Here is a 23300-nt window from a genome sequence, read left to right as displayed (position 1 = left end):
TCTGCCACGAAAACCTATTCCCATCTTTAATATTTTTATGAAAATAATCGTATCAATAATTGATTAACGCTAAAGACACATCTATCAAACCATAGCCCCAACCCATCTTGACACAAACAATCACAGAGAAATTAGAGCAGACTTGATCAATGCTTATCTAAATTTGAGCCTAGATTTGTTTTATCTTATTTGTTTGAGTGACCTAACAATAGTTTAAAATTTTATCTTTCTCATTTCATATTCATACGCTGCGATGATATTTTCATAGCTTTCAAATTTCACACGATTTTTTAAACTCTCAAATGCTTTTTTCTCAATTTCTCTATTAAATTTTGTGATTCTATTTGCTTCTGCTACGCAATAAAACTCTGCATTTAAAAACTCTAATTCTTTGAATTTTGTGAAAGCTGCTCTAAAATCACTGCTATGCTCCACCTCGCAAATCCGCACAGGGAAGGCAAATTTATCCGTGCTAAACCACCCCACATCCACATATCGCACATTTTTAGCAATGAGTTCAGGATAGGTAAATAACGGAATCTCTTGCAATGTAGAAAGTGAGCCTAATTTTTTGTTATCAAATTCCCAAGATTTGTCATTTGTATAGGTATCAAATCCTCTTTGAGAGCCCATTTCAAGCAGCATACCCTGCACTTTTGCGTGCATCCTCTCTTGTTTTTCTACTTTTGTCTTTGGCTTTATTTCTGCTTTTAAAAGCTCGTTTTTATACTCACTAAGTCCCCATACGCCTATGCCAATAGGAAAAAATTCATCATTTCTTTGTAATATTGCCCTAATGGTATTTTCTGGCGTTTTACCGCCTATATCGCCCTTATCTTTCAAGCCCCAAATTTCTTTATAAATCAATTTGAGTGGTGCAAATCCACCATTATTTTTTATTATCGCTCGCAACGCTTCTCTAAAAGTCATATCTACTCCTTGGCTAAAGCAAAATTATACTCACCTAATTTTATTTTGATTTGAGTTTGATTTTGAATTTTTAGTATTTTAAATACTGCTTTGATAAACACTTGCAAAATTGGTTGATTTTAGAGGAAAATATGTAATATTGTGGATTTGTATGCAAAAGAAAGTAAAAATGGTGGCTTGAGGCGGAATCGAACCACCGACACGAAGATTTTCAGTCTTCTGCTCTACCGACTGAGCTATCAAGCCAAATTCAAAAGAGCACATTATCCCAAAAAACCCTTGAAAAATAACTTAAAAAATCAGACCCACACTGCTAAATACAAAACAAACCCCAAAAAATGCAAATATTTTTCTTAAAATCCCCATACCCACGATATGGATTCAGATACCAAAAGCTATAATATGCCTATCAAAACTGACTAAGGGAATATAATGAAACTAATATCGTGGAATGTCAATGGATTGCGGGCGTGTATGAATAAGGGCTTTATGGAGTTTTTTACCTCTGTAGATGCTGATATTTTCTGTATCCAAGAATCAAAAATGAGTCCAGATCAAGCTGCATTTGAGTTTGCAGGCTATGAGCAGTATTGGAATACGGCTGAAAAAAAGGGCTATTCGGGCGTGGCAGTATTTTCTAAGCAAAAGCCACTCACGATAGACTATGATATGGGTATCGCTCATCACGACAAAGAAGGACGGATCATCACTGCCCAATACCCCAACTTTTATCTGGTCAATGTCTATACTCCAAACTCCAAACGCGAGCTAGAAAGGCTCTCTTATCGCATGGAGTGGGAAGATGATTTCAGAGCCTTTCTCAAGCAACTAGAGCAGCAAAAGCCTGTAATTGTCTGTGGGGATCTCAATGTAGCCCATCAAGAAATCGATCTCAAAAACCCCAAGACAAACCATCGCAACGCGGGCTTTACTGATGAAGAAAGAGGGAAATTCACAGAACTTCTCCAAGCAGGCTTTATCGATACTTATCGATATTTTTATCCTGACCTCACAGGTGCATATACTTGGTGGAGCTATATGGGTAAAGCGAGGGCAAACAACACGGGCTGGAGGATTGATTATTTCCTATGCTCACACGCACTCTCTCCCAAGCTCAAAGACGCGCAGATATACCCCCAAATCACAGGGAGCGACCACTGCCCTGTAGGGCTAGTGCTTGATTGCTAGGCTATGGGGTGTTTCCAATCAAATGGAGTCACTTGATAGACATAATAATTGAGCCAATTACTAAAAATCACACTCGCCCCAGCACGCCAATTGATACACACTCCATTGTTGGAATCAAAATAATTCTCTGGGGCTTGTATCTGCATGCCTTTGAGCTTATCGCGTTCATATTCGCTTTTTAGGCTATCACGATCATATTCTAAATGCCCAATGATAAATATTTTTTTGTTATCACAAGACTTGATGATCCCTGCCCCTGCTGTGGTGCTCTCACACAAAATATGCAAATCTTTGCATTGTATAATCTTGTCTTCATCGACTCTGGTATGCCTAGAGTGGGGCATATAAATCTTATCATCACAGCCATTAAACAACACATCAGAGATTTCTGTTTTTGTATGCTCAAAAACCCCGAACATCTTTTGAGATAATGGGAGTTTTTCAATGCCATAATAATGATACAGCCCTGCCATCGCCCCCCAGCAAATATAAATCGTGCTATTGACATTTTTTTGGGCAAATTCCAAAACCTCTACCATCTCCTCCCAATAAGCCACTGCACTAAAATCCATAGTTTCCACAGGCGCACCTGTGATAATCATGCCATCAAAATAAGTATCTTTGAGTGTGTCAAAAGTCTGATAAAACCTCTCCAAATGTGTCTTAGAAGTATTTTTGCTCTCATAAGTTTGCGTGGTGATTAGGGTGATTTGGACTTGGAGAGGTGAGTTCGCAAGCAGTCTGATGAGCTGGCTTTCTGTCTGTATTTTTGTAGGCATTAGATTGAATATTGCAATCTGTATGGGGCGAATATCTTGCTTGAGTGCTCTTTGTGAAGAGATCACAAATACATTTTCTTCTTGCAATGTCTTAAAAGCTGGGATGTCTTGAGGGATAATCACGGGCATAGCCACTCCTTTATTCTACCAAATTATATGATGATATAAATCAATCAAACACGATATGTGTTTATTATATAAATAAAATATAAATCAGAGAATAAAATCCCACTCAAATACTCACAATCAAAGCCCACCCTCCCTATAAATTGTGAGTAAAGGAGGGCTGATATAGCCTATTTTAAGGATTTATAGAGGTTTGGGAAGACTTTCTACATAAAGACTCTGGCTAGGGAAGGCAAAGCTCAGATTATTGGCAGCAACAATCCTCATGATTTCTAAAATCACCTCTTCTTTGACTTTCAAAAACTCCCCCCACACCACGGTTTTGCTGAAGCAATAAACCAAAAGATTGATAGAGCTATCAGCAAATTCATCAACAAACACAAAAAGCGTGCTTTTATAGCCCATATAATCATCCATTGAAATGATGTCTTTTTTAAAAATCACTTGATAGTCTATAGAATCCCGTCCATCGGTATCTTTTGAGATATTGGGGTGATTCAAAAGCATTTCTTTGATCTCTTGGACACATTTTTGGAGCTGCTCTCTTGAAGAATCATAAGTGAGTCCAATGCTCATTTTAATGCGCCTACCAACTTTCCTGCGATTCCAATTGCGGATTGATTTGTTTGCGAGCTCAGAATTTGGCACAAACAACAAAGCATTATCAAATGTCCGCACAGTTGTCCGCCGCAAGCCCATCTCCACGACAGTCCCCTCAATATCCCCGCACACAATCCAATCCCCTTGTGAAAAAGAATTATCAAACAACAACATCACAGAGGCAAAGAAATTTGCTAACATATCCTTGACTGCCAAAGCAACTGCCAACCCGCCAATCCCCAAAGAAGCGATGATAGCAGAAATATTAAATCCCAAATGTTTCAAAATCACCAAAATCGCTAAAACAATCACGATAAAATAAAGTATCTTCAAAATCAAATTGATGACTTCTTTACGGAAGCCATCGGCACTTTTTTGGGCGATACTCATAATAAATGCTGTGCCATAGCCTTTAAGCAAAGAGATGACAAACCACGCTATCAAGGCGATATAAGCCACTCCAAACCAGACTTGCACCTTCGGGGAAGCCAGACTTGGATAATACAAAATATCCAAAGAAATATCAAAGCTCCAAACAAGCAAAAACGCTGAAATGGGCGTGATAATATCGTGACGGATTTTGTTTTGGATTTCTTTGTTGTGGCGTGTGAATTTGATAAAAAAATCAGCCAATCGCATGATGACCCCAGCGACTATCTTCCTGCAGCCTAGCAAGATGATGAGCGTCACTAAAGAAAGCACGACTTTAGCAATACCTAGATTGTTGGTATTGAGTGGGATAAAATAATCGATTTTTTCTAGCACCCACTCCATACCGATATTCATAGCAGCACTTTGGGGGAGCACTGCACTTGCATTTTTTTGGATATAGCTCAAAATTTCGACATAAGTATCAAGCTTGATTTGATATTCTTTGAGTTTATGGTGCAAAAGCTCTTTTTGCGATGTTCCTAATTGCGTGGGTAAGGTATATTTTTGCATTTGTTTTTGAGCAAATTCAAGCAAAAAAGGTGCGACAATCTTGGTGACATCATCTTTTTGAGAGAAAAAATCAATCTTTGTGCGTAATTTTTCTAAAAAATCATACATACGCGCATCGAGTTGGAGGGATTCTAGGGTGATTTTATTGAGAGAAAAAGAATAGGGATCTTTGATTTGCAAGCTCACATCTAGCTTGTGCTGGACTTCTTCTTGTTGGGCTTTATTTTGTGTGATATCAATGCCTATTTTTTCTTTATGGCTATTGATTTTTGATACAAACTCTTTGAGTAAATTATCTTTTTGGTCAGCATATAAGCTCGCTTCTTGGGACTTTTGAGGATCTTTTTTATAGGTGTTGATGACTTGATTGATCTGATCGATTTGCTTTAAAATCACATACAAATCCACAAAATCTGGATTCTCCATCGCGCGCAATGAAAGGGGCAGCATACAAATCCAAACTGCTATAATACTCAAAATAAACTTTTTCATCTCTATTTTCCTCTTCTTGTTTTTACTCTTCTTCTGTGACGTATTGGCAAAATAACTCTCCACGTTCTTTATAAGAGCTGAACTGATCTAAGCTCGCAGCTGCTGGAGAGAGCAAGCCCACGCCATCACGCCCCAAACGCTCTTTGATTGCATTGACAGCATTTTTAAGCTCTGCACATGGATGCAACACGCACGCATATTCCCTAGCTAGCACACAGAGTTTTTCTTCATTGCTCCCAATAGCAAAAATCTCTATATCCAACCCCCTAGCAAGCTCAAAAATAGGCCTTAAATCTGCACCTTTATCATCGCCGCCCAAAATCAGAAATATCTTTTTGTCTGCATAGCTTTTGAGCGCTTCTAATGTCGCATCGACATTAGTCCCCTTGCTATCATCAACCCATAAACGCCCCTTTGAGTCATGAAACTCTTCCATACGATGCTGCCCGATTTTAAAGGTATTGAGCAAAGTAGTGTCTATTCTGCTAGAAAAAATCTTTGCTGCTTGCAATGCCAAGAGTGCATCAAGCAAAAAAGGCCCTTTGAAATGCAGTGCATGTGTATCTACGCCAACATCTTGGGCTAGAGTCTGTATATCTTGGTAATAAAAAGCCTTGCCTAAAAAATTTTTTGCTTCATATCTGTGGGCAAATTCTTGAGGGAGGAGTGCAAAAGTATCTTGCTGCATGATTAAAAGTGGCTTGAGCTTAGCTTGCACATAGGCTTCAAAGCTTGTATGCCAGCTGATATGATCTTCTCTCACTGGGAGGAGGAGGTAAAATGTAGGGTAAGCTCTGTGTGTATAATGCAAGGTAAAAGAGCTTGTTTCTAGCACCCATAAAGGAGGTTTCTGCCTATAAAGTTCAGCTAAAGGCGTGCCGATATTGCCTCCACTTTTTGCACCTTGGTCTTTTAGCAAGAGCGTGAGCATTTCTGTTGTAGTGGTTTTGCCATTAGTCCCACTGATCCAGATACTCTGGGGATTATATTCAGGAGAAAATTGGTCATAAAAATAATCATACTCACTGATAGGGTGCTTTGCCTTTTGGAGGAGAGGGTGAGAGGGGGGGATACCTGGGCTTAGAATCTCTAGGTCTGAAGTTTGTGGATCAAACCAACTAGAAGGCAGCAACGCATTGCCCTCTTGGTCGTGGCTTGCTTGCTTGAACACATCATCAAAGATCGCACATACAATACCTTGTGTATTCAGAAGTTTTACAATAGGTCGGGTTGTAGTGCCATAGCCAAAAACAGAAATGCGTTCCATCAATTTACCTCAAATTACCTTATTTTCAAGCTCATCAAAGCAATGATATTGCTTAAAATCGCAATGATCCAAAATCTGACAATGATTTTATTCTCTGCCCAGCCCTTAGCCTCAAAATGATGGTGGATAGGTGCCATCAGAAAAATCCGTTTTTTACGCGTCTTATAGCTGCCAATTTGCAAAATCACTGAAAGCGTTTCTATCACAAAAATTGATCCAATCAAGACAAGTAAAATTTCATTATTAGAAACAATAGCCATATAAGCGATAAATCCCCCAACTCCAAGGCTGCCACTATCGCCCATAAAAATCTGCGCGGGGTGGCAGTTATACCACAAAAACCCAAAAAGCGCCCCAATCAAAGCCGTAGAAACGACAAAAAGCTCGCCAGCATCCACAACGCGCGGCCACAAAAGATACCTAGAAAACTCTGCATTGCCTGCAATATAAACAAAAATCGACAAAGAAACCAAGGCACAAATACTAGGCACAGTCGCTAGTCCATCAAGCCCATCAGTGATATTGACTGCATTTGTCGTAGCCAAAAATACCAATGTCCAAAAAGCAATCGCTACACCCGGATAATCCCCCAGATAAAACAAAGGCTTTTTCATAAAAGGCATATACAAGCTAGAATCTAGCCCGTGCATACTCAAAGAGATAGAAACTCCGATAGAAACAACAAAGAGCAAGATAAATTTCAATCGCGCACTCATACCGCTATTTTTCTTAGCAGCAATTTTCATATAATCATCTCTAGCCCCAATCAAGCTAAAAGCCACCAAAACAAAAAGCCCCAACACCACATAAATATTTGCCAACTTAACGGTCAAAATCGAAGCAATGATCGTCGATACAATAAATACAATCCCCCCCATTGTCGGCGTGTTTGCCTTGCCTTGATGTGCAGGGACAAAGGCTGATATGGGCTGGTTTGCCTTTTTAGATCTTGCCCACCCAATAAAATAAGGCATTACAAAAGCACACAGACAAAACCCTAAAAAAAAGCTCATGCCTGCCCTAAATGTCAAGTATTGAAACACATTGATCCCAAAATCTGAATACAAATAATACAGCATACACTATCCCTAAATTTAAAATGTGAAATTATAAATCAGTTTTGAAGATAAATCTTTAAAAGTTTATAACAATTTCCTCTGCATACAATACTCAAATATTATAGTAAAATGCAAGCCCAAAGACAACCACAAAGGAGTATTGATGCTCTCAAAAGACATTGTGACTTATGCTAAAATCCGATCGGAGCTGCGCGCTTATATCTGCTACCTTTTCACACAAAATATCAAAAACTATATGCCTGAAATGACCTTAGATACGATACTCAACGCTGCCAAAAAGATCAAAGATGAAATCAAGGCCTTTGATTGCATTTATATTTTAGATGCCAAGGGCAACCAAGTGAGTGCAACCATCACAGACAAGAAACATATCCAACACATAACTTGTGAAAACTTTGCTGATAGAGGGTATTTCTATGAAGCCATCAAAGAGCAAAAATGTGTCATCACCAACCCCTATCCCAGCAGCACTAATGGAAATCTCGTCGTGACCGTTTCTTATCCTATCTACAATACCCATCGTGAGCTGCTCTTTGTCGCTTGTATCGATATCCCACTCAACGAAGCCATTGCTATTAGCTCACCGAGCCGTTTCTATGATATTTTTTCCCATTTCAGTGTTGCGATGTATTTCTCCCTCTCAAGTATGCTCACACTGATTTCAATCTTACTTTTTGTCAAGGGAATTTCAAGCTTTTGGACAGCTTCAATCCATTTCAGGAGCTTTGATATCAAAGAAGTATTTGAATCAACCATCTTACTCACCTTAGCCCTCGCGATTTTTGACTTGGTCAAAGCGATTTTTGAAGAAGAAGTCTTGGGAAAAAATAGTGGGGACAACCACCGCGCTATCCATAAAACAATGATCCGATTTCTGGGGTCTATCGTGATTGCTTTGGCGATTGAAGCACTGATGTTGGTGTTTAAATTCACCATCAGCGAACCCGATAAAATCATCTATGCTGTCTATCTCACCGGAGGTGTCGCAATGCTTTTAGTAGGGCTATCTGTGTATGTCAAGTTTGCCTATGGTGCGATGAATAAAGATGAGCGTTAGAATCCTTTCTAAGTATCAGTGCTTTTGCTTAGCCTTTGCAACTGCCATGTGACAAGCCTGAATCAAAGCACCCCGCACAGCCCTATCTTCAAGCACAGACAGACCCTCTATCGTCGTCCCCCCTGGGCTTGTGATTGAAGCAATGATCGTATCAGGAGTTTGTTCGCTCAATAAATGAGCAAAGCCCTCAAATGTCGCCCGCACTAACTTGAGCGAATCATCACGTCGCAAGCCCTCCCGCACGCCCGCATCGACTAAAGCCTGTGCGATCAGCGCTAAAAAGGCTGGTGAGCTCCCACCTGTAGCAATCGATGCATCCACCAACGTTTCAGAATCCACAAAAACCACACTCCCAAAACTTGCAATGATTTTTTGGGCTTCTTCTTGAATATCCCCCTCAAGATAGACAGCTGTCGATGATTTTTGATATTTAGCACCCACATTAGGCATTAATCTCGCATAATGATCTGCTCTGATATGCTGCTTCAAGGTATCCATACACACCCCTGCCATCACGCTATAAACAGAGTCTGCCTTGCCTTTGTAGGTAAAGTTTCCTAAAGCATAGGGCTTGATACATAAAATAACGATTTTGCCTATTACATCAATCTCGCTAGAGCCTCCATATACTTTTCCAAAAGCCTCTATGTGGTTTTCTTTGATAAATTCTTGAGCTTTTTGGGGGTTTCTCCCAGCAATTTCTAAGCGATAAGTGTCTTTCAATGCACTGCAAGCAATCCCTGAAACAATCGCCTTTGCCATACTGCCATAGCCAACAAAAAGTAAAGTTTTTTGTGCTGCCATTTCAGATCCTTATAATGTAAAATTTTGGGGTATCTTAAAATAAAATGGCTAATCAATTAAAAATAAAAGTTACTTTTCTTCTTTGTAATAATGCGAGATCAGCTCAGCAAGACCATATTGTGGGTATTTAAGGCTATCAAGGACAACTTGCCCCATTGTCTGATTATCGAAGTTAAAGATTACAGGGGCTAAAAAATTGATAGTAGAGGCTTGTATGGGAGTTTGGATCACCATAATATTGGCAGTGAAAATATTTTTGCTATTTTCTAGGTCTAATAAAAGCTTCAAAGCAATGGGGACATCAAATGCATACTCTCTCAATACAAAGGGGTTGATGAGTGTAAAAATAGGCACATCGCCCTCTGCATTACTCAGACGAACAAAAATATCATCTATTTTTTCTAATTTCATCTTCGTAACATTTTCAAACCCCAAAATTGGCGATTTTACATCAAAAATCATTATCAGCCCTCTTTTAATCTTTCTAGCTAGAAAATTGCTCTATAAAATCTTAGCATAATTATTCAGATTTTATCCAATTTTATGCACAAAAATCAATTTTTGGAAAATATTGTTTAAATGATTGTGTGAGATTCGATATAATGCCAAAAACTTGCAATAAAATGAGGGGCTTTATGGTTTCTTGCAGACACACCATTTTTTTACTTTTGCTCGCAGTCTTTTTGGCTGCTTGTGCCAAGCAAAATGCCGAATACAATAAGCCCGCCACCTATTGGTATCAAGGGATTTTAAAAGAAATCAAATTTGGTAACCTTGAAACAGCAGATAACTATTACTCCTCCTTACAAAGTGAGCATATCAACTCTCCCTTGCTCCCTGAGGCAATGCTGATTTTAGGGCAAGCGCATATGAATCAAGAAGAATATATTTTGGCTGAATTTTATTTTGATGAATACTTAAAACGATATGGGACAATCCAAAATGCCGATTATATAGCCTTTTTAAAGCTCCAAGCCCATTATTATGCCTTCAAAAATCAAAGCAAAGACCAAGAATTTATCTCTGATACGCTCCAAGCCTTGGATAATTTCATCAACAAATACCCCAATAGCCGCTATATCCCGTATGTAGAATATATACAAGTGAAATTTGTGTTGGGGCAAAACGAGCTCAACAAAGCCATTGCCAATGTCTATAAAAAACAGCACAAAAAAGAAGCCTTGGATAAATACCTCGAACGGATTGATGAAGAGCTCCAAAAAGAAACCAACCCCAAACCCTCACATATCCCGTGGTATGTCGTTATATTTAATTGGTAAAGGATTTTGATGCAAATAAGTAATTATGGCAACTTCCCAAGCACGATACCTGTCATTATAGAAGATGAAGTCTTTATGTATCCCTTTATGATTGCCCCGATTTTCATCACAGATGAAGCCAATATCAAAGCAGCCAATAAAGCCTTAGAACAAAATGATATTGTTTTTGTGAGCTGTGCTAAAAACTCTCAAGAGCAAAAAAGACTCAAAGATAGCTTTTATGATGTGGGAGTGATTGGGAATATTATGCGTAAAGTTGCCTTGCCTGATGGACGGATCAAGCTCCTTTTTCAAGGTATCACAAAAGGCAAGATATTATCCATCGAAAGTGAAGACCCCCTCCAAGCACTCATAGAAGTCATCGCCTATAAAGACTATGACCCCGATAAAATCAATGCGATTATGGAAGTCTTGCGGGAAAAAGTCACCAACCTTGCTAATATCAGTCAGTTTTTTCCCCCTGATTTGCTCAAAACGATTGATGATAATGACGATCCCAATCGCATTGTTGATTTGATTGCTTCAACCTTAAGGCTCAAAAAAGAGCAGTCTTACCAGCTTTTTGCAAGCGATGATACAGAAAAAAGACTCCTGCTTTTAATCGATCTTGTCATCGAAGAAACCCAAACCCAAAAACTCCAAAAAGAAATCAAAAGCAAAGTCCATAATAAAATGGAGCAAATCAACAAAGAATATTTTCTCAAAGAACAGCTCAAACAAATCCAAAAAGAGCTAGGTGTCGATAAACAAAGGGATGAAGAAATCGACCAATACTACCAAAAACTCGATACAATCAAGCCCTTTATGGATAAAGAAGCCTATAAAGAAATCAAAAAACAAATCGAGCGACTCACTCGCATGCATCAAGATAGTGCTGATGCTAACATTGTCCAAAGCTACATTGAGTGGGTGCTTGAAATCCCATTTGGTAAATTTGGAAGAAAAAAACTCTCTATCAAAAATGTCCAAAAACAACTCGATTCTGACCACTACTCCCTCCAAAAGCCCAAAGAAAGGATTGTAGAGTATTTTGCCATCAGAGAGCTACTCGCCCAAAGACACAAGAGCGACACAGAGGGCAAAGGAACAATCCTATGCTTTTATGGCCCTCCGGGTGTGGGTAAGACTAGTTTGGCAAACTCCATTGCTAAAGCCATCAATCGCCCTCTGATTCGTATCGCACTGGGTGGGTTAGAAGATGTCAATGAGCTCAGAGGACACAGACGAACTTATTTGGGTGCTATGCCCGGTAGGATCGTGCAAGGGCTGATCGAAGCTAAAGAAATGAACCCCGTGATGGTGCTTGATGAAATCGATAAAGTCGGTAGGAGTATGCGCGGTGATCCCACAAGCGTGCTGCTTGAGATTTTAGACCCTGAGCAAAATACTGCCTTTAGGGACTATTACACTAATTTCAATATTGACCTCTCTTCTATCATATTTATTGCCACTGCAAACGATATTTCTAATATCCCTGCTCCTTTGCGCGATCGTATGGAATTCATCAGTGTTTCTAGCTACACACCGCAAGAAAAAGAATCCATTGCCAAAAAATACCTTATCCCCCAAGAGCTAAAAAAACACGCACTCAAGCCCACTGAAGTGAGTATCACCCCACAAGCCCTTAAAATCATCATCGAAAAATATACCCGCGAAGCAGGCGTGCGTAACCTCCGTAGGAGTATCGCTACAATTATGCGCAAATGTGCAAAAGCCATCTTGGAAGCCAAACACGCGACCCATAAAATCATCATCTCGCCCAAAGACTTGCCCCACTATCTCGATAAAATCGTATTTGAAATCGATACAATCAATGGCGAGGACAAAATAGGCGTTATCAATGGACTTGCTTGGACTAGCGTGGGGGGCGATGTGCTCAAAATCGAAGCAATCAAAATCAAAGGCAAAGGTGCCCTCACGCTCACAGGCAGCCTTGGAGATGTGATGAAGGAATCAGGACGCATTGCATTTTCTGTCATCAAAGTATTGATCGACTCTCAAGACCTACCACTCCCAACAAAAAAGGGCAGAAAGAACAAAAAAGAGCCCCAAGAACAAATCTATAACCTCTATGATATCCATTTGCATGTCCCAGAGGGAGCAACTCCAAAAGATGGCCCTAGCGCAGGGATTGCCATGGCAAGTGCGATTGCTTCGATTTTGTCTGAAAGAAAAACGCACTCTGATATTGCCATGACGGGTGAATTGACCCTTACAGGCGCTGTTTTACCCATTGGTGGCTTGAAGGAAAAGCTAATTGCAGCACACAAAGCAGGGATCAAAAAAGTCCTTATACCCGAGAAAAACTACAAGAGAGATTTAGATGATATCCCTCAAGAGGTCAAACAAGAAGTAGAAATTACTCCCGTAAATACTATACAAGAGGTCTTAAAAGCAGTGCTTTTATAGATGGCTTGCCTTTTGCAAGCAAAGGGCTAAAAATTGATTAGATGGAGGCAGTATGCAAGCAGGAATTATCGGTTTGGGGCTGATTGGTGGATCGATGGGGCTTGCCCTCCAAGAAACAAAAATGTTTAAAACCATACTCGGCCATGACATCAACCCGCTCCATACCCAGCAAGCCCTCTCTTTGGGGTTAGTCGATGAATGCGTGGGTCTTGATGGAATCCAAATGTGTGATGTTATATTTTTAGCCACGCCCTTAGAGGGGATCATACAAACACTCCAACAACTCAAAAATATCCCCCCACACACAACAATCATCGATCTTGGCGGGGCAAAAGAAAAAATTGTTGCAGCTATCCCAGCTTCTATCAGAAAAAACTTTATCGCAGCCCACCCCATGAGCGGGACTGAGTGCTATGGTCCTAAGGCGGCCTTGAAAGATCTTTTCAAAAATAAAATCATTATTCTTGCTGACCTTGAAGATAGCGGGGAATTTCAAATCGCTTGTGCCAAAGAGATTTTTATCGCCATTGGTATGCGTATCATTAAAATGAACTCCAAAGAGCACGATAGACATATCGCACTCATCAGCCACCTCCCCCATATCATCAGCTATGCCCTAGCCAACACCGTCCTCTCGCAAGAAAACCCACAAACTATTCTCGCGCTCATTGGTGGAGGGTTCAAAGATATGAGCCGTATTTCTAAAAGCTCACCGATCATGTGGAATGATGTTTTCAAACAAAATAAAGAAAATGTCCTCAAAGCAATCGATTTGTTCGCACAAGAGATGTTGTTAGCAGAAAAGCTGCTTTCTGAAGAAGATTGGGAGGGGCTCAAAGAGTGGATGGCAAAAGCCAACACTCTTCAGAAGTTCATGTAATCAAGCAAATTTTGATTTGATATCATTGACCCAAGCATCGATACGACCCTCTGTCAAGTCATCTTGATTGTCTTCATCGATAGCAAGTCCTACAAACTTATCCCCATCGACTGCCTTAGAATCATCAAAAGTATAGCCATCTGTAGAAGTCTGCCCGATAATCTTGCCACCTTTTGCTTTTTCATATAAATGATAGAGAGAATCACAGAAGGTATCACTATAAGTATCTTGATCTCCAAGACCCACAAGAGCCACTGTCTTGCCAGCAAAATCACTCTCTTCAAAAGAGCCAATGAAATCTTCCCAATCAGTCTGCAAATCACCACTACCATATGTAGAGCTAGCCAAGATAAGATTATCAAAGCCTAGAAGTTGGTCTTTAGAAGCCTTTGCTACATCGATGAGTTCGGTGTTTTCTTTACCGAGTTTATCAGCAATTTTTTCACAAATTGTCTGTGTATTGCCACTATCGCTTCCATAAAAAATACCAATTTTTTTCATCGTTTATCCTTTGTAATTTATTTTTAGGTCTTGTATTATACATCAAAATATCTATCAAACACTTTTCTAGCACAATCAAATACCAATACTTCATTTTTCCCCAAATTTTTTCAGCAACACCCACACAACCAGCACAATACACACAAAAATCAATGGCATCACATAAGGCATTTCATTGACCTGAGAAAAAATATTTTTGATGAACTCACTAGCAAAATACGCCACCATTCCAAGTGCTACTGCCCAAATAGCACACGCAAGGGCATTGAAAATAAGGAATTTTTTCATATTGTATTTACTCACACCAATAGCAATAGGCACGATAGTCTTCACCCCATAGATATATTTGTTGATAAAAATCAGCCAAATCCCATATTTACGCATCCAAGTATGCACCAAAGCGACCTTGCGGCGATACTTAGCAAAATATTTGAGTATTTCACCTTTTTGGTATCTACCCAAAAGTGCTAGCACACTGCTCCCAAAAGTATTACCCAAAAACGCCACAACAATAGAAATCCCTATATCCATACTCCCCAAAGAGCTCAATATCCCAGCAATGATAATGCCTACATACCCACTCCCCATACAATATAAAAATAAAATCAAATATCCCCAAGTGTGGAACGAATCTTGAAATGACTGGATCGTTTGCTGCATGTGTCCTCTTTTGGTCAAAAGTAATTTATTCTATCCAAAAATGATAACAAATATCATCAAGCCTTGAGGAATAAAACTTGCTTCTATCCTAGAAATACCCATAAAGGTTTTTAATGCAAAATGGTTATTACTCTGCCACAGGTGGTATGGTCACTCAATTCAATCGCCTTGATATCATCTCTAACAACCTAGCCAACCTCAATACCAATGCCTTCAAACGCGATGATGTAGTTATCGGCGATTTTTTAAGGCTCTATCAAACCCATCAAGAAACTCTCCCGATCAATAACCAAACACGCGATGGGGCTAAATATATCAACAGAAACCTCAACAGAGTGCCTATCATCTCTGAAGAATATACTAACAAAGCACTGGGCGCAATCAGCAAAACAGATAATCCCCTAGATTTTGCCCTGCAAAAAGAAAATACCTATTTTGCGATCCAAACCCCAAATGGCGTGAGATACACTCGAGATGGAAGTTTCACAATAGGCACAGATGGAATACTAAGCACCAAAGAGGGTTATCATATCTTAAGCAGAGTCGGGCTGGATAATCAAGGCGGGATTTTGCTCCCCCAAGGCATGCAAATCGAAGCTGATGTTAATGGCAATCTATACTTTAGAGATACTGCCAATGAAGCTATCGCGCAGCCATTGGCCGCAGGGGCAATCGCTATTGTGAGTTTTGATAATCCTAAATATCTCAAAAAAGTTGGCAACAATCTCTATGAATACCCCCAAGACAAGCTTGATGATCGCCAAAATCTTATCACCCCAAACGCCCTGATCCAATACTCTATCGAAAGAAGCAATGTCAATGCCATCACAGAGATGACCCAGCTCATCGAAACCAATCGACTTGTCGATATGTATGCTAAAGTCCTCAAAACCCATATGGACGACCTCAACACCGAAGCCATCAGCAAGCTCGCTGTGAGGGCATAAAGCACCTCTCTCCTTTTTAAGATAGCTTAAAAGCTTATAGCCTATTGCGTGCTATCAAGCAAAGTTACTAAATGTTATTTGTGTCTTTGATTGGAGTGTGCTGGGTGATATATCGCTGGAGTATCTCACAAGCTGCCAAAGAATCGAGTTTGCCGTTTTTGCAGGCTTGTTGTCTGGATTTTTTGCCCATATGGAAAAGATTTTCAAAAGCTAGCACACTCGAATAATCTTCATTGATATAAATAATCTCCCCGCCAAAGCTCAAAAGCCCTATAAAATGCTTGATACGCTGATGCATTTCTCCATCTTGAGTGCTTGAGAGTTCTGGTAACCCCACCACCAAGCGCTCAGCTCCTTTATGCTCTAAAAACCTTGAAAGCTCTAAAGCAGCTTGATTGCGATTCTTGCGTATGATGGGGGCTAAGGGCAGCACGATTTGACCGATGAGCCCAGCTAGACCAATTCTTTTTAACCCTACATCACACGCTATAATCACACCACAACCTTCAAGCGCCCTGCTTCACGCATTATTTTGCCCTCAAGCTCATATTCTAAGACCAAATCCCCATATTTCAAATACGCTTCTTCAAAAGTCGGCAAGCCCTCACAAAATTTTAAAAACGCATCGTTGTTTTTTACTTGCACGCCAAAAATCATCTCAATGAACGCATCGATATCATAAATAGCTTGTGCGAGAGATTTCTGCAGCAAGGCATTAGTCCCCTGACTTTCATCAAGCCTTTGGGGCAAGACAAAAATCGGTTTATTATATTTGCTTGCAAGCCTTGCGCTCTGCATTGAGCCGCTATTGAGGTCAGCTTGTGGGATAATCACACAATCACTCAAAGCCACCACCAAACGATTGCGCTGTATGAAGGAGTGGTATTTGGGAGCATAGCCCTCTGGGTATTCACTCACAATCAAGCCTTGCTGCGCAATTTTAGTAATGATCGAGGCATTGGACGCAGGATAGATGATATCTAAACTGCTTGGAGATACCATAATCGTATCAGGGAGCGCACCATTTTGAGCGATAATATCCACGCCCAACGCCCCGCCACTGACAACAACGCCACGATTTTGCGCGATTTTTTTAGCTAAAGTAAATGTCAAGTTTTTGGTGTAGGGTGTGGGGTGTCTAGTGCCGATGATAGCGATTTTGTGCTTTGCTTGGAGCAATGGAAGCTTGCCTGTGTAGTAGAGCTTTTGTGGGGGGTCTTGGAGCGTGCATAAGGCAGGGGGCAATGATGGGAGTGCATCAAAAAGAAAATGGCTTTTCATCGATGGGATTCCTTTTGATTTTTTTCTTGGCTGTCTTGATGTTTGATTGGGGTTGTCTTGATGGCTTTTTCTTGTGTATTGTGCTGTGCTTGTGCAAAAATATCACTGATATACACGAGTGTCACAGAGTCAAAGAGCGTATTTTTGGCAATCTGGAGCGCTTCAAAGGTCTGCTTGTGTGGGTGGCAAATAGCGATGGCATAGCCTTTTTTCTTTGCAATATCAATAGCCTTTTTTATCTGGATAAGAATAGCCTTTTTATCTGGCTTATTGTCTAAAAATATCTGCCTAGAAAGCAAGGGCGTATGTAGCTCTGCATAGATTTTGGGCGCTTGTGTGAGGGGCGTGGTGCGTGAATCTACAAAATGGATACCATATTTTTCTAACACCTCTATAAGATTTTTCATATCCACATAGCTAGCAGTGAATTTGCTACCTGTGTGATTGTTGATAAAGTGCAAACGAGGAAAATCGTGTTTGATCGATGCGATATAGGCTTCTATTTTTGCTTGAGTGTCCCCTACTTGGATCCATTTGTGTGGGCTTTGATAAAAATGCAATGCCTCTAAGGGCAAATGCACCATATAAAATGGCTCATTTTGTGCCATTTGGGGCGTGTGGGGATTGTCGTGGTTTTTGGGGAAAAATGAAGGCGTGATCACAAGCCCTAGCTGGTGCAAGGACTCTAACTGCCAAGGATAAGCCATATCGTCCATAATAATAGCAAGCTTGGGCTTTGGGGGCGTTGTAGAAACTATAGAAGCCATAGGGGTTATAGAAGTTATAGAGGGGTTTTGAGAGGCTTGAGCGGTGGGCTCTTGCTTTTCTTGTAGTATTTGGAGTGCTGGGCTATCGTGCTGGGCTAGCGGGGATAAGCCAGACTCAAACCCCTTGCTATTGTTATAACCATTGTTTTGAAAATCTGTGGCTATATCTGTGGTTGTATCTGTGTCTATAGAGGGCTTCAAACCATAGACATAATACCCACTCAAAGCTCCAAGCACCAAGCACACCAAAAGCAGCAGAGTCACAAAAAAGGTTTTTTTCATTATTTGCCTAAAATGATTTCAACCTCTAATGTATCAATATTTTGATTGGAATCAGCCTTGATGTCGATTTTAGAGGCGTGGGTATATTTTTGCACCACTTCTAAAATTTCGCGTTTCATATCTTCCATATAAGGCAGCTTCACACTCCGCTCATGCGCAAGGACTATTTTGAGTCTGTCTTTGGCCGCTTGGGCACTGCCGTGATTACCAAACCATTTTACAAGCCAACTCATCGGAACAGCCTTTTAAAAACACTCAACAAACCACCTTGTGATTTGATCTCAGGGAATGCGACATCTTCACCCAACAAGCGCCTGACAATGCGTTTATATGCCTCCCCACTCATACTATTTCCATAGATAACAGGCTCGCCTGAATTGGTCGCAGAAACAACTTTATCATCTTCTGGGACAAGCCCAATCAAGGGCAAAGCCAAGATATTGAGCACATCTTCATTAGAGAGCATTTCTCCTCTTTGGACCAATTCAGGTTTCAAGCGATTGATGATAATGTGTTTTTGGACTTCAGAACCATTTCTAGCGCGATCTGATTTTGCATCAATAATCCCAATGACCCGATCGCTATCACGCACAGAACTCACCTCCGGAGTCACCACCACCAACGCACGATCTGCCCAAAAAATCGCGTGTTCAAATCCCCATTCAATACCCGCAGGAGAATCAAGCAAAATATAATCAAAATCCTTTTTCAAATCCTCTATCAGTATCTTGACTTTTTGCTTGTCTAAAATATTTTTGTCCTTACTTTGAGAGGCTGGGAGGAAAAAAAGGTTTTTAGTCTTTTTGTCATTGATGAGTGCTTGAGAAAGCTTGCACTTCCCCTCCATCACATCGACCACATCATAGACAATGCGATTTTCTAATCCTAAAATCATATCCAGATTACGCAAGCCAATATCAAAATCCACAGCCACTACCTTCTTGCCACTTTGGGCTAAGCCCACAGCGATATTGGCTGTTGCTGTGCTTTTGCCCACCCCGCCTTTTCCAGAAGTTATCGTGATTACCTCAGACATTGCCACCCTTAGTTCTTGCTTTTATCTACGAGCTTATCAGCCCCAATCCAAGGCATCATCGCACGCAAACGCTCGCCCACTTTTTCAATCTTATGCTCGCTCAAATTTTTCCTCTCTGCGTTCATTCTGGCATAGCCTGCCTTTCTTTCCAAAATAAAATCTTTGGCAAATTTACCATCTTGAATATCTCTAAGAATAGCACGCATTGCCTTTTTGGACTCTTCTGTGATGACTCTAGGGCCACTGACCATATCGCCGTATTCAGCTGTGTTGGATATCGAATAACGCATATCAGCCAAGCCGCCTTGATAAATCAAATCCACAATCAACTTCAGTTCGTGCAAGCACTCAAAATAAGCCATTTCTTCAGGATAGCCCGCTTCAGTGAGCGTTTCAAACCCTGCCTTCACCAACGCACTCACACCCCCGCACAAAACAGCTTGCTCACCGAATAAATCTGTTTCAGTTTCATCTTTGAAAGTCGTTTCAATAATCCCGCTCCTGCCCCCGCCAATAGCACTCGCATAGCTCAAAGCAATCTCTTTGGCATCGCCCTTGCTTGTATCTTGCTCGACTGCAATCAAATCAGGGATCCCCCCTCCTTTGACAAATTCACTCCTCACAGTATGGCCAGGGGCTTTTGGCGCTACCATAATCACGCCCACTCCTTGTGGGGCTTTGATCTGACCAAAATGTATATTGAATCCGTGTCCAAAAGCAATGATTTTATCTTCTTTAAGAGAGGGGGCAATGTCTTTTTCAAACACATCAGCTTGGAGTTCATCAGGGATCAAAATCATAATGACATCTGCCCATTTTGTCGCTTCAGACACCTCAAGCACTCTAAAACGCTTCGCCTCTGCCTTTGCCCAACTTTTCCCGCCTTTATAAAGCCCGATGACGACCTCAACACCGCTATCTCTGAGATTTTCTGCGTGGGCGTGTCCTTGAGAACCAAAGCCAATGATGGCGACCTTTTTTTTCTGGATCAAAGCAAGATTGCAATCTTTATCATAATAAACTTTCAAAGCCATAGCACTTCCTTTATTTTAAAATCAATACCACGATTATATGTTAAACAAACTTAGTTACTACTTTGTAAGCTCGATTTGTCAGCCCTTTGCAATCAAAGTGCAATCAAAGTTTTGATGATATATGCTATAATCATAGCAAATTGGTCAATATAGGGGCTTACAATGCGCAATAACACCCGATTTTCACAAGAGCTAGATTTTATCTACAACCTCATGATAAGTATGCTTGAAACACTCAACCCCCAAGCCAAAGAGTTCTTTTTGGACTTACGCAAAGAACTGCTATTTGAAGAAAAATCTCAAGAAAAAATCAAGGCAATCTTAGAGTCAATCGTGCTTTCAGACAAGACACTCGAGGTTATCAAGGCTTTTTCACTCTATAATATTCTGCTGAATATCATCGAAGAGCGGCACTATTTTGAAGACCAAGACCCATTTTTTGCCATCAAAAAAGCTTATGATGAGCTCATCACAGAGGGCTTTAGCAAGCAAGATATCAACAAAATTTTAAGCACAATGCAATTCTACCCCGTATTTACCGCGCACCCCACAGAATCAAGAAGGCGCACATTTTTAGAAGCACACCACGCAATCAGTGATGATTTATTCAAAATCTTTGACCTCAAAGACCAAGGAGCTCAAGGGACTCAAGGGACTATAGAAACTCAAGAAACGATAGAACATCTCCAATATCGGCTGGGGCTTTTATGGCAAAGCCATTTAGTGAGAAGCGAGAAACTTGAAGTCCTCTTTGAGCTAGACAACCTCCTGTATATCGTTGAAAGCTCTGTGTTAAAAAGCAGTCAAAAGGTCTTAAACTGCATTGAAAATATCCTCCAAAAACCCTTAGAAATCTCGCCTATACAGCTTGGAAGCTGGATTGGTGGGGACAGAGATGGCAACCCTTTTGTCACTAATGCTTTGATGACACAAGTCATGCGCACGCAGCACGAACTCATCATCAAAATCTATCTCAAAAAACTCAAAGAACTCGAAAGAGAGCTTTCTATCTCTACAGATTTCCACCCTATCAATCAAGCGCTCCACCAATCCCTAGAAGCGCAAAAAGATGAGCTAGAAGAAAACAGCCGCAAGCTCCACGCCAGAGAGCCTTTTCGCGCCAAACTCCATCTCATGGGCAAAAAACTCAAAAATCGCTTGATTGCTATCAACTCCCCTAGCAACATTGATTTTATCTATGAACACCCCAAAGAATTGCTTGCTGATATTGACTTACTCATCGACAACCTCGATCCCTTGAGCGCTAAATATCTCAAAGAATTCAGAAACCTCGTTTTATTGGGTGGATTCCATCTGATGCGTTTGGACTTTAGAGAACATCGCGATATGTTTCTCAATGCCATCAGTGAGGTATTCTGCCTTTTGGGGATTTCTGATAGTGATTTTGGCACTTTTGGCGAAGAAAAAAAGATCGAAATCTTAAACTTTGCCCTCGATAGACCCAAAATTGAGCTAGAAACCCTCACAAACAGAGTCAGCAAAGACACACAAAATATTTTAGAAGCCTTTCTAAGGATTGATTGGGCAAAAAAACATATTTCAGAAGAAATCATCAAATCATTTATCATTTCAATGACTACAGAAGCGAGTGATATGCTCTGTGTGCTTTGGTTTGCCAAACAAAGTGGGCTATGGAAACCTAGCAAGCCCAAAGCCTCTATGGATAAAAAAATCCGCGCTAGAATACGCATCACACCATTATTTGAAACAATCAACGACCTACAAAGGGCAAAAGATATCATCAATACTTTGAGCCAAAACAAACACTACGCCCATTATCTCTCCGATCTCAAAATGACCCAAGAAATCATGATTGGTTATTCAGATTCAAGCAAAGATGGCGGGATATTTACAAGCAACTACAGCTTGTATCAAGCGATTTTTGAACTCATGCGCTTAGAAGACAAGCTAGGCATTACATTTATTTTATTCCACGGCAGAGGTGGGAGCGTGAGTCGTGGTGGGGGGACGCTCAAATCAGCACTGCTTGCCTCGCCCCCTAGGAGTGTGTGCGGCTTGCTTAAAACCACCGAACAAGGCGAAGTAATCAGCTCTAAATACCTCAACCCCAAAAGCGCACAATTCAATCTAGCTAGCACAATGGGGGCTTTACTCAAAAAATCTACCTATGACAGCTTTTGCTCAGGAGAAGCCCCTAATATCAAAACAAGCCAAAATATCTGCCATATCGATACCCTCCAGTGGCAAATGATGGGGCAAATCTCTCAAACTTCCTATCAGACTTATCGCAAGCTCGTCTATGAAACACAAGGATTTATCGATTATTTCAAGCTCGCCACGCCCATCAGCTTTATCCAACAGCTCAATCTAGGCTCACGCCCTAGCAAGCGCAAAGACACGACAAAAGTAAAAGATCTCAGAGCGATCCCTTGGGTATTTGCTTGGACGCAAAATCGAAGCATTATTCCTGCGTGGTATGGTATCGGCAGTGGATTAGAGGGTATCAAGCAAACAAGGGATTTGCAAGAGTGCTATCAAGAATCAGCCTTTTTTAAAACCACCATCGATAATATCTCGCAAGCCCTCTTAAAAGTCGATATCACCATCGCACAACGTTATAATAAGTTTGTCAGTGATACCCATATCCGCGATCACATCTGGGATATGATTAAAAGTGAATACGACAAGACAATGCACTATATTCTCTATGTGCGTCAAGAAAAAGAACTCCTAGAAAATGACTCCCAACTCAGAGAATCTATCTTGCTCCGTAAGCCCTATATCACAGCTCTCAATCTTCTCCAAATCGAGCTCATCAAAAAATACAACCTCTCCCTCTATCAAGACCAAAAAACTCGTTTGATGGAACAAATCCATAGCACCATCGTTGGCATTGCCCAAGGTATGAGAAACACAGGCTGATGGGCTAGATGAGTAGGCTAGATGAGATAATGAAACACCAACAGACAAAAGCTAA

At 40.6% G+C, this 23300-nt stretch carries 22 protein-coding genes and 1 tRNA gene; 7 read left to right on the top strand and 16 right to left on the bottom strand.

Going from position 1 to position 23300, the window contains the following annotated elements; all coding sequences use genetic code 11:
* Positions 1-213: 213 nt before the first annotated feature.
* Together BKH46_RS03155 and BKH46_RS03150 are read right to left on the bottom strand one after the other, a co-directional pair.
* On the bottom strand, positions 214-930 hold the full coding sequence (locus tag BKH46_RS03155) for a hypothetical protein (RefSeq protein WP_095225386.1): 717 nt from the start codon (positions 928-930) through the stop codon (positions 214-216).
* Between the two features lie 170 nt (positions 931-1100).
* Positions 1101-1176: transfer RNA gene (locus BKH46_RS03150), tRNA-Phe, on the bottom strand.
* Positions 1177-1362: 186 nt separating this feature from the next.
* Here BKH46_RS03150 and BKH46_RS03145 point away from each other — a divergent pair.
* The gene (locus tag BKH46_RS03145; protein ID WP_095225385.1) at positions 1363-2118 is read left to right on the top strand and encodes an exodeoxyribonuclease III; all 756 of its coding nucleotides are present in this window, start codon (positions 1363-1365) and stop codon (positions 2116-2118) included.
* Here BKH46_RS03145 and metA read toward each other — a convergent pair.
* From metA to mraY, 4 genes are all read right to left on the bottom strand, one after another.
* On the bottom strand, positions 2115-3026 hold the full coding sequence (gene metA, locus BKH46_RS03140; protein WP_095225384.1) for a homoserine O-succinyltransferase: 912 nt from the start codon (positions 3024-3026) through the stop codon (positions 2115-2117). The genes BKH46_RS03145 and metA overlap by 4 nt on opposite strands.
* Before the next feature lie 180 nt (positions 3027-3206).
* Entirely contained in the window at positions 3207-5057 is a 1851-nt protein-coding gene (locus BKH46_RS03135; protein WP_095225383.1) for a mechanosensitive ion channel family protein, read from the bottom strand.
* 22 nt (positions 5058-5079) lie between these two features.
* Positions 5080-6324, bottom strand: a complete 1245-nt coding sequence (gene murD, locus BKH46_RS03130) for a UDP-N-acetylmuramoyl-L-alanine--D-glutamate ligase (protein ID WP_095225382.1) — start codon at positions 6322-6324, stop codon at positions 5080-5082.
* 14 nt (positions 6325-6338) lie between these two features.
* Entirely contained in the window at positions 6339-7403 is a 1065-nt protein-coding gene (mraY, locus tag BKH46_RS03125) for a phospho-N-acetylmuramoyl-pentapeptide-transferase (protein WP_095225381.1), read from the bottom strand.
* Between the two features lie 142 nt (positions 7404-7545).
* Between mraY and BKH46_RS03120 the strand changes: the two genes are divergently transcribed.
* Positions 7546-8460, top strand: a complete 915-nt coding sequence (locus BKH46_RS03120) for a PDC sensor domain-containing protein (protein WP_095225380.1) — start codon at positions 7546-7548, stop codon at positions 8458-8460.
* Between the two features lie 15 nt (positions 8461-8475).
* Here BKH46_RS03120 and proC read toward each other — a convergent pair whose 3' ends face one another.
* Positions 8476-9264 (bottom strand): pyrroline-5-carboxylate reductase, encoded by a 789-nt coding sequence (gene proC, locus BKH46_RS03115; protein ID WP_095225379.1) that lies wholly within the window; start codon positions 9262-9264, stop codon positions 8476-8478.
* Positions 9265-9333: 69 nt separating this feature from the next.
* Complete coding sequence (gene fliW, locus BKH46_RS03110) at positions 9334-9726, bottom strand: flagellar assembly protein FliW (protein WP_095225378.1); 393 nt, start codon at positions 9724-9726, stop codon at positions 9334-9336.
* A gap of 173 nt (positions 9727-9899) precedes the next feature.
* Between fliW and bamD the strand changes: the two genes are divergently transcribed.
* From bamD to BKH46_RS03095, 3 genes are read left to right on the top strand one after another with little or no spacing between them, the layout of a single operon-like run.
* Positions 9900-10544 (top strand): outer membrane protein assembly factor BamD, encoded by a 645-nt coding sequence (bamD, locus tag BKH46_RS03105; RefSeq protein ID WP_253248279.1) that lies wholly within the window; start codon positions 9900-9902, stop codon positions 10542-10544.
* A 9-nt stretch (positions 10545-10553) separates the two neighbouring features.
* On the top strand, positions 10554-12953 hold the full coding sequence (gene lon / locus BKH46_RS03100) for an endopeptidase La (protein ID WP_095225376.1): 2400 nt from the start codon (positions 10554-10556) through the stop codon (positions 12951-12953).
* 52 nt (positions 12954-13005) lie between these two features.
* Positions 13006-13833 (top strand): prephenate dehydrogenase, encoded by an 828-nt coding sequence (locus tag BKH46_RS03095; protein WP_095225375.1) that lies wholly within the window; start codon positions 13006-13008, stop codon positions 13831-13833.
* Here BKH46_RS03095 and BKH46_RS03090 read toward each other — a convergent pair whose 3' ends face one another.
* Both BKH46_RS03090 and BKH46_RS03085 read right to left on the bottom strand, forming a co-directional pair.
* On the bottom strand, positions 13834-14334 hold the full coding sequence (locus BKH46_RS03090) for a flavodoxin (protein ID WP_095225374.1): 501 nt from the start codon (positions 14332-14334) through the stop codon (positions 13834-13836).
* A 90-nt stretch (positions 14335-14424) separates the two neighbouring features.
* A complete protein-coding gene (locus tag BKH46_RS03085) occupies positions 14425-14994 on the bottom strand; it encodes a DedA family protein (protein WP_095225373.1) in 570 nt (189 codons plus the stop codon).
* 113 nt (positions 14995-15107) lie between these two features.
* On the opposite strand from BKH46_RS03085, the gene BKH46_RS03080 reads away from it, so the two are divergent.
* On the top strand, positions 15108-15941 hold the full coding sequence (locus BKH46_RS03080; protein WP_095225372.1) for a flagellar hook-basal body protein: 834 nt from the start codon (positions 15108-15110) through the stop codon (positions 15939-15941).
* Between the two features lie 67 nt (positions 15942-16008).
* On the opposite strand, the gene ruvX is transcribed toward BKH46_RS03080, so the two are convergent.
* From ruvX to ilvC, 6 genes are read right to left on the bottom strand one after another with little or no spacing between them, the layout of a single operon-like run.
* Positions 16009-16437 carry a Holliday junction resolvase RuvX gene (gene ruvX, locus BKH46_RS03075; RefSeq protein ID WP_095225371.1) on the bottom strand — a complete coding sequence of 143 codons (429 nt, stop codon included), beginning with the start codon at positions 16435-16437 and terminating at the stop codon, positions 16009-16011.
* The gene (gene dprA, locus BKH46_RS03070; RefSeq protein WP_095225370.1) at positions 16434-17222 is read right to left on the bottom strand and encodes a DNA-processing protein DprA; all 789 of its coding nucleotides are present in this window, start codon (positions 17220-17222) and stop codon (positions 16434-16436) included. Before dprA ends, ruvX begins: the two co-directional genes overlap by 4 nt.
* A complete protein-coding gene (locus BKH46_RS03065; protein WP_095225369.1) occupies positions 17219-18271 on the bottom strand; it encodes a divergent polysaccharide deacetylase family protein in 1053 nt (350 codons plus the stop codon). Before BKH46_RS03065 ends, dprA begins: the two co-directional genes overlap by 4 nt.
* Complete coding sequence (gene minE, locus BKH46_RS03060; protein WP_095225368.1) at positions 18271-18504, bottom strand: cell division topological specificity factor MinE; 234 nt, start codon at positions 18502-18504, stop codon at positions 18271-18273. Before minE ends, BKH46_RS03065 begins: the two co-directional genes overlap by 1 nt.
* Positions 18501-19307 (bottom strand): septum site-determining protein MinD, encoded by an 807-nt coding sequence (minD, locus tag BKH46_RS03055; RefSeq protein ID WP_095225367.1) that lies wholly within the window; start codon positions 19305-19307, stop codon positions 18501-18503. The genes minE and minD overlap by 4 nt, the downstream gene beginning before the upstream one ends.
* 8 nt (positions 19308-19315) lie before the next feature.
* A complete protein-coding gene (gene ilvC, locus BKH46_RS03050; protein WP_095225366.1) occupies positions 19316-20341 on the bottom strand; it encodes a ketol-acid reductoisomerase in 1026 nt (341 codons plus the stop codon).
* A 162-nt stretch (positions 20342-20503) separates the two neighbouring features.
* Here ilvC and BKH46_RS03045 point away from each other — a divergent pair, with 162 nt between their 5' ends.
* Positions 20504-23245, top strand: coding sequence for a phosphoenolpyruvate carboxylase (locus BKH46_RS03045; RefSeq protein ID WP_095225365.1), 2742 nt, complete (start codon positions 20504-20506; stop codon positions 23243-23245).
* Positions 23246-23300 lie beyond the last annotated feature (55 nt).

This window comes from Helicobacter sp. 12S02634-8, from assembly GCF_002272865.1.
Lineage (GTDB): Bacteria > Campylobacterota > Campylobacteria > Campylobacterales > Helicobacteraceae > Helicobacter_J.
This window is presented reverse-complemented; position numbering and strand designations above follow the sequence as displayed.

Bases quoted from the DNA above. Each gene is read 5' to 3' on its own strand.
- BKH46_RS03045 (WP_095225365.1), top strand. From the start codon at position 20,504: ATGCGCAATAACACCCGATTTTCACAAGAGCTAGATTTTATCTACAAC.
- minE (WP_095225368.1), bottom strand. From the start codon at position 18,504: ATGAGTTGGCTTGTAAAATGGTTTGGTAATCACGGCAGTGCCCAAGCG.
- BKH46_RS03085 (WP_095225373.1), bottom strand. From the start codon at position 14,994: ATGCAGCAAACGATCCAGTCATTTCAAGATTCGTTCCACACTTGGGGA.
- bamD (WP_253248279.1), top strand. From the start codon at position 9,900: ATGGTTTCTTGCAGACACACCATTTTTTTACTTTTGCTCGCAGTCTTT.
- ilvC (WP_095225366.1), bottom strand. From the start codon at position 20,341: ATGGCTTTGAAAGTTTATTATGATAAAGATTGCAATCTTGCTTTGATC.
- BKH46_RS03145 (WP_095225385.1), top strand. From the start codon at position 1,363: ATGAAACTAATATCGTGGAATGTCAATGGATTGCGGGCGTGTATGAAT.
- BKH46_RS03090 (WP_095225374.1), bottom strand. From the start codon at position 14,334: ATGAAAAAAATTGGTATTTTTTATGGAAGCGATAGTGGCAATACACAG.
- BKH46_RS03080 (WP_095225372.1), top strand. From the start codon at position 15,108: ATGCAAAATGGTTATTACTCTGCCACAGGTGGTATGGTCACTCAATTC.
- fliW (WP_095225378.1), bottom strand. From the start codon at position 9,726: ATGATTTTTGATGTAAAATCGCCAATTTTGGGGTTTGAAAATGTTACG.
- BKH46_RS03120 (WP_095225380.1), top strand. From the start codon at position 7,546: ATGCTCTCAAAAGACATTGTGACTTATGCTAAAATCCGATCGGAGCTG.
- proC (WP_095225379.1), bottom strand. From the start codon at position 9,264: ATGGCAGCACAAAAAACTTTACTTTTTGTTGGCTATGGCAGTATGGCA.
- BKH46_RS03065 (WP_095225369.1), bottom strand. From the start codon at position 18,271: ATGAAAAAAACCTTTTTTGTGACTCTGCTGCTTTTGGTGTGCTTGGTG.
- BKH46_RS03155 (WP_095225386.1), bottom strand. From the start codon at position 930: ATGACTTTTAGAGAAGCGTTGCGAGCGATAATAAAAAATAATGGTGGA.
- BKH46_RS03095 (WP_095225375.1), top strand. From the start codon at position 13,006: ATGCAAGCAGGAATTATCGGTTTGGGGCTGATTGGTGGATCGATGGGG.
- dprA (WP_095225370.1), bottom strand. From the start codon at position 17,222: ATGAAAAGCCATTTTCTTTTTGATGCACTCCCATCATTGCCCCCTGCC.
- metA (WP_095225384.1), bottom strand. From the start codon at position 3,026: ATGCCCGTGATTATCCCTCAAGACATCCCAGCTTTTAAGACATTGCAA.
- BKH46_RS03135 (WP_095225383.1), bottom strand. From the start codon at position 5,057: ATGAAAAAGTTTATTTTGAGTATTATAGCAGTTTGGATTTGTATGCTG.
- minD (WP_095225367.1), bottom strand. From the start codon at position 19,307: ATGTCTGAGGTAATCACGATAACTTCTGGAAAAGGCGGGGTGGGCAAA.
- mraY (WP_095225381.1), bottom strand. From the start codon at position 7,403: ATGCTGTATTATTTGTATTCAGATTTTGGGATCAATGTGTTTCAATAC.
- lon (WP_095225376.1), top strand. From the start codon at position 10,554: ATGCAAATAAGTAATTATGGCAACTTCCCAAGCACGATACCTGTCATT.
- murD (WP_095225382.1), bottom strand. From the start codon at position 6,324: ATGGAACGCATTTCTGTTTTTGGCTATGGCACTACAACCCGACCTATT.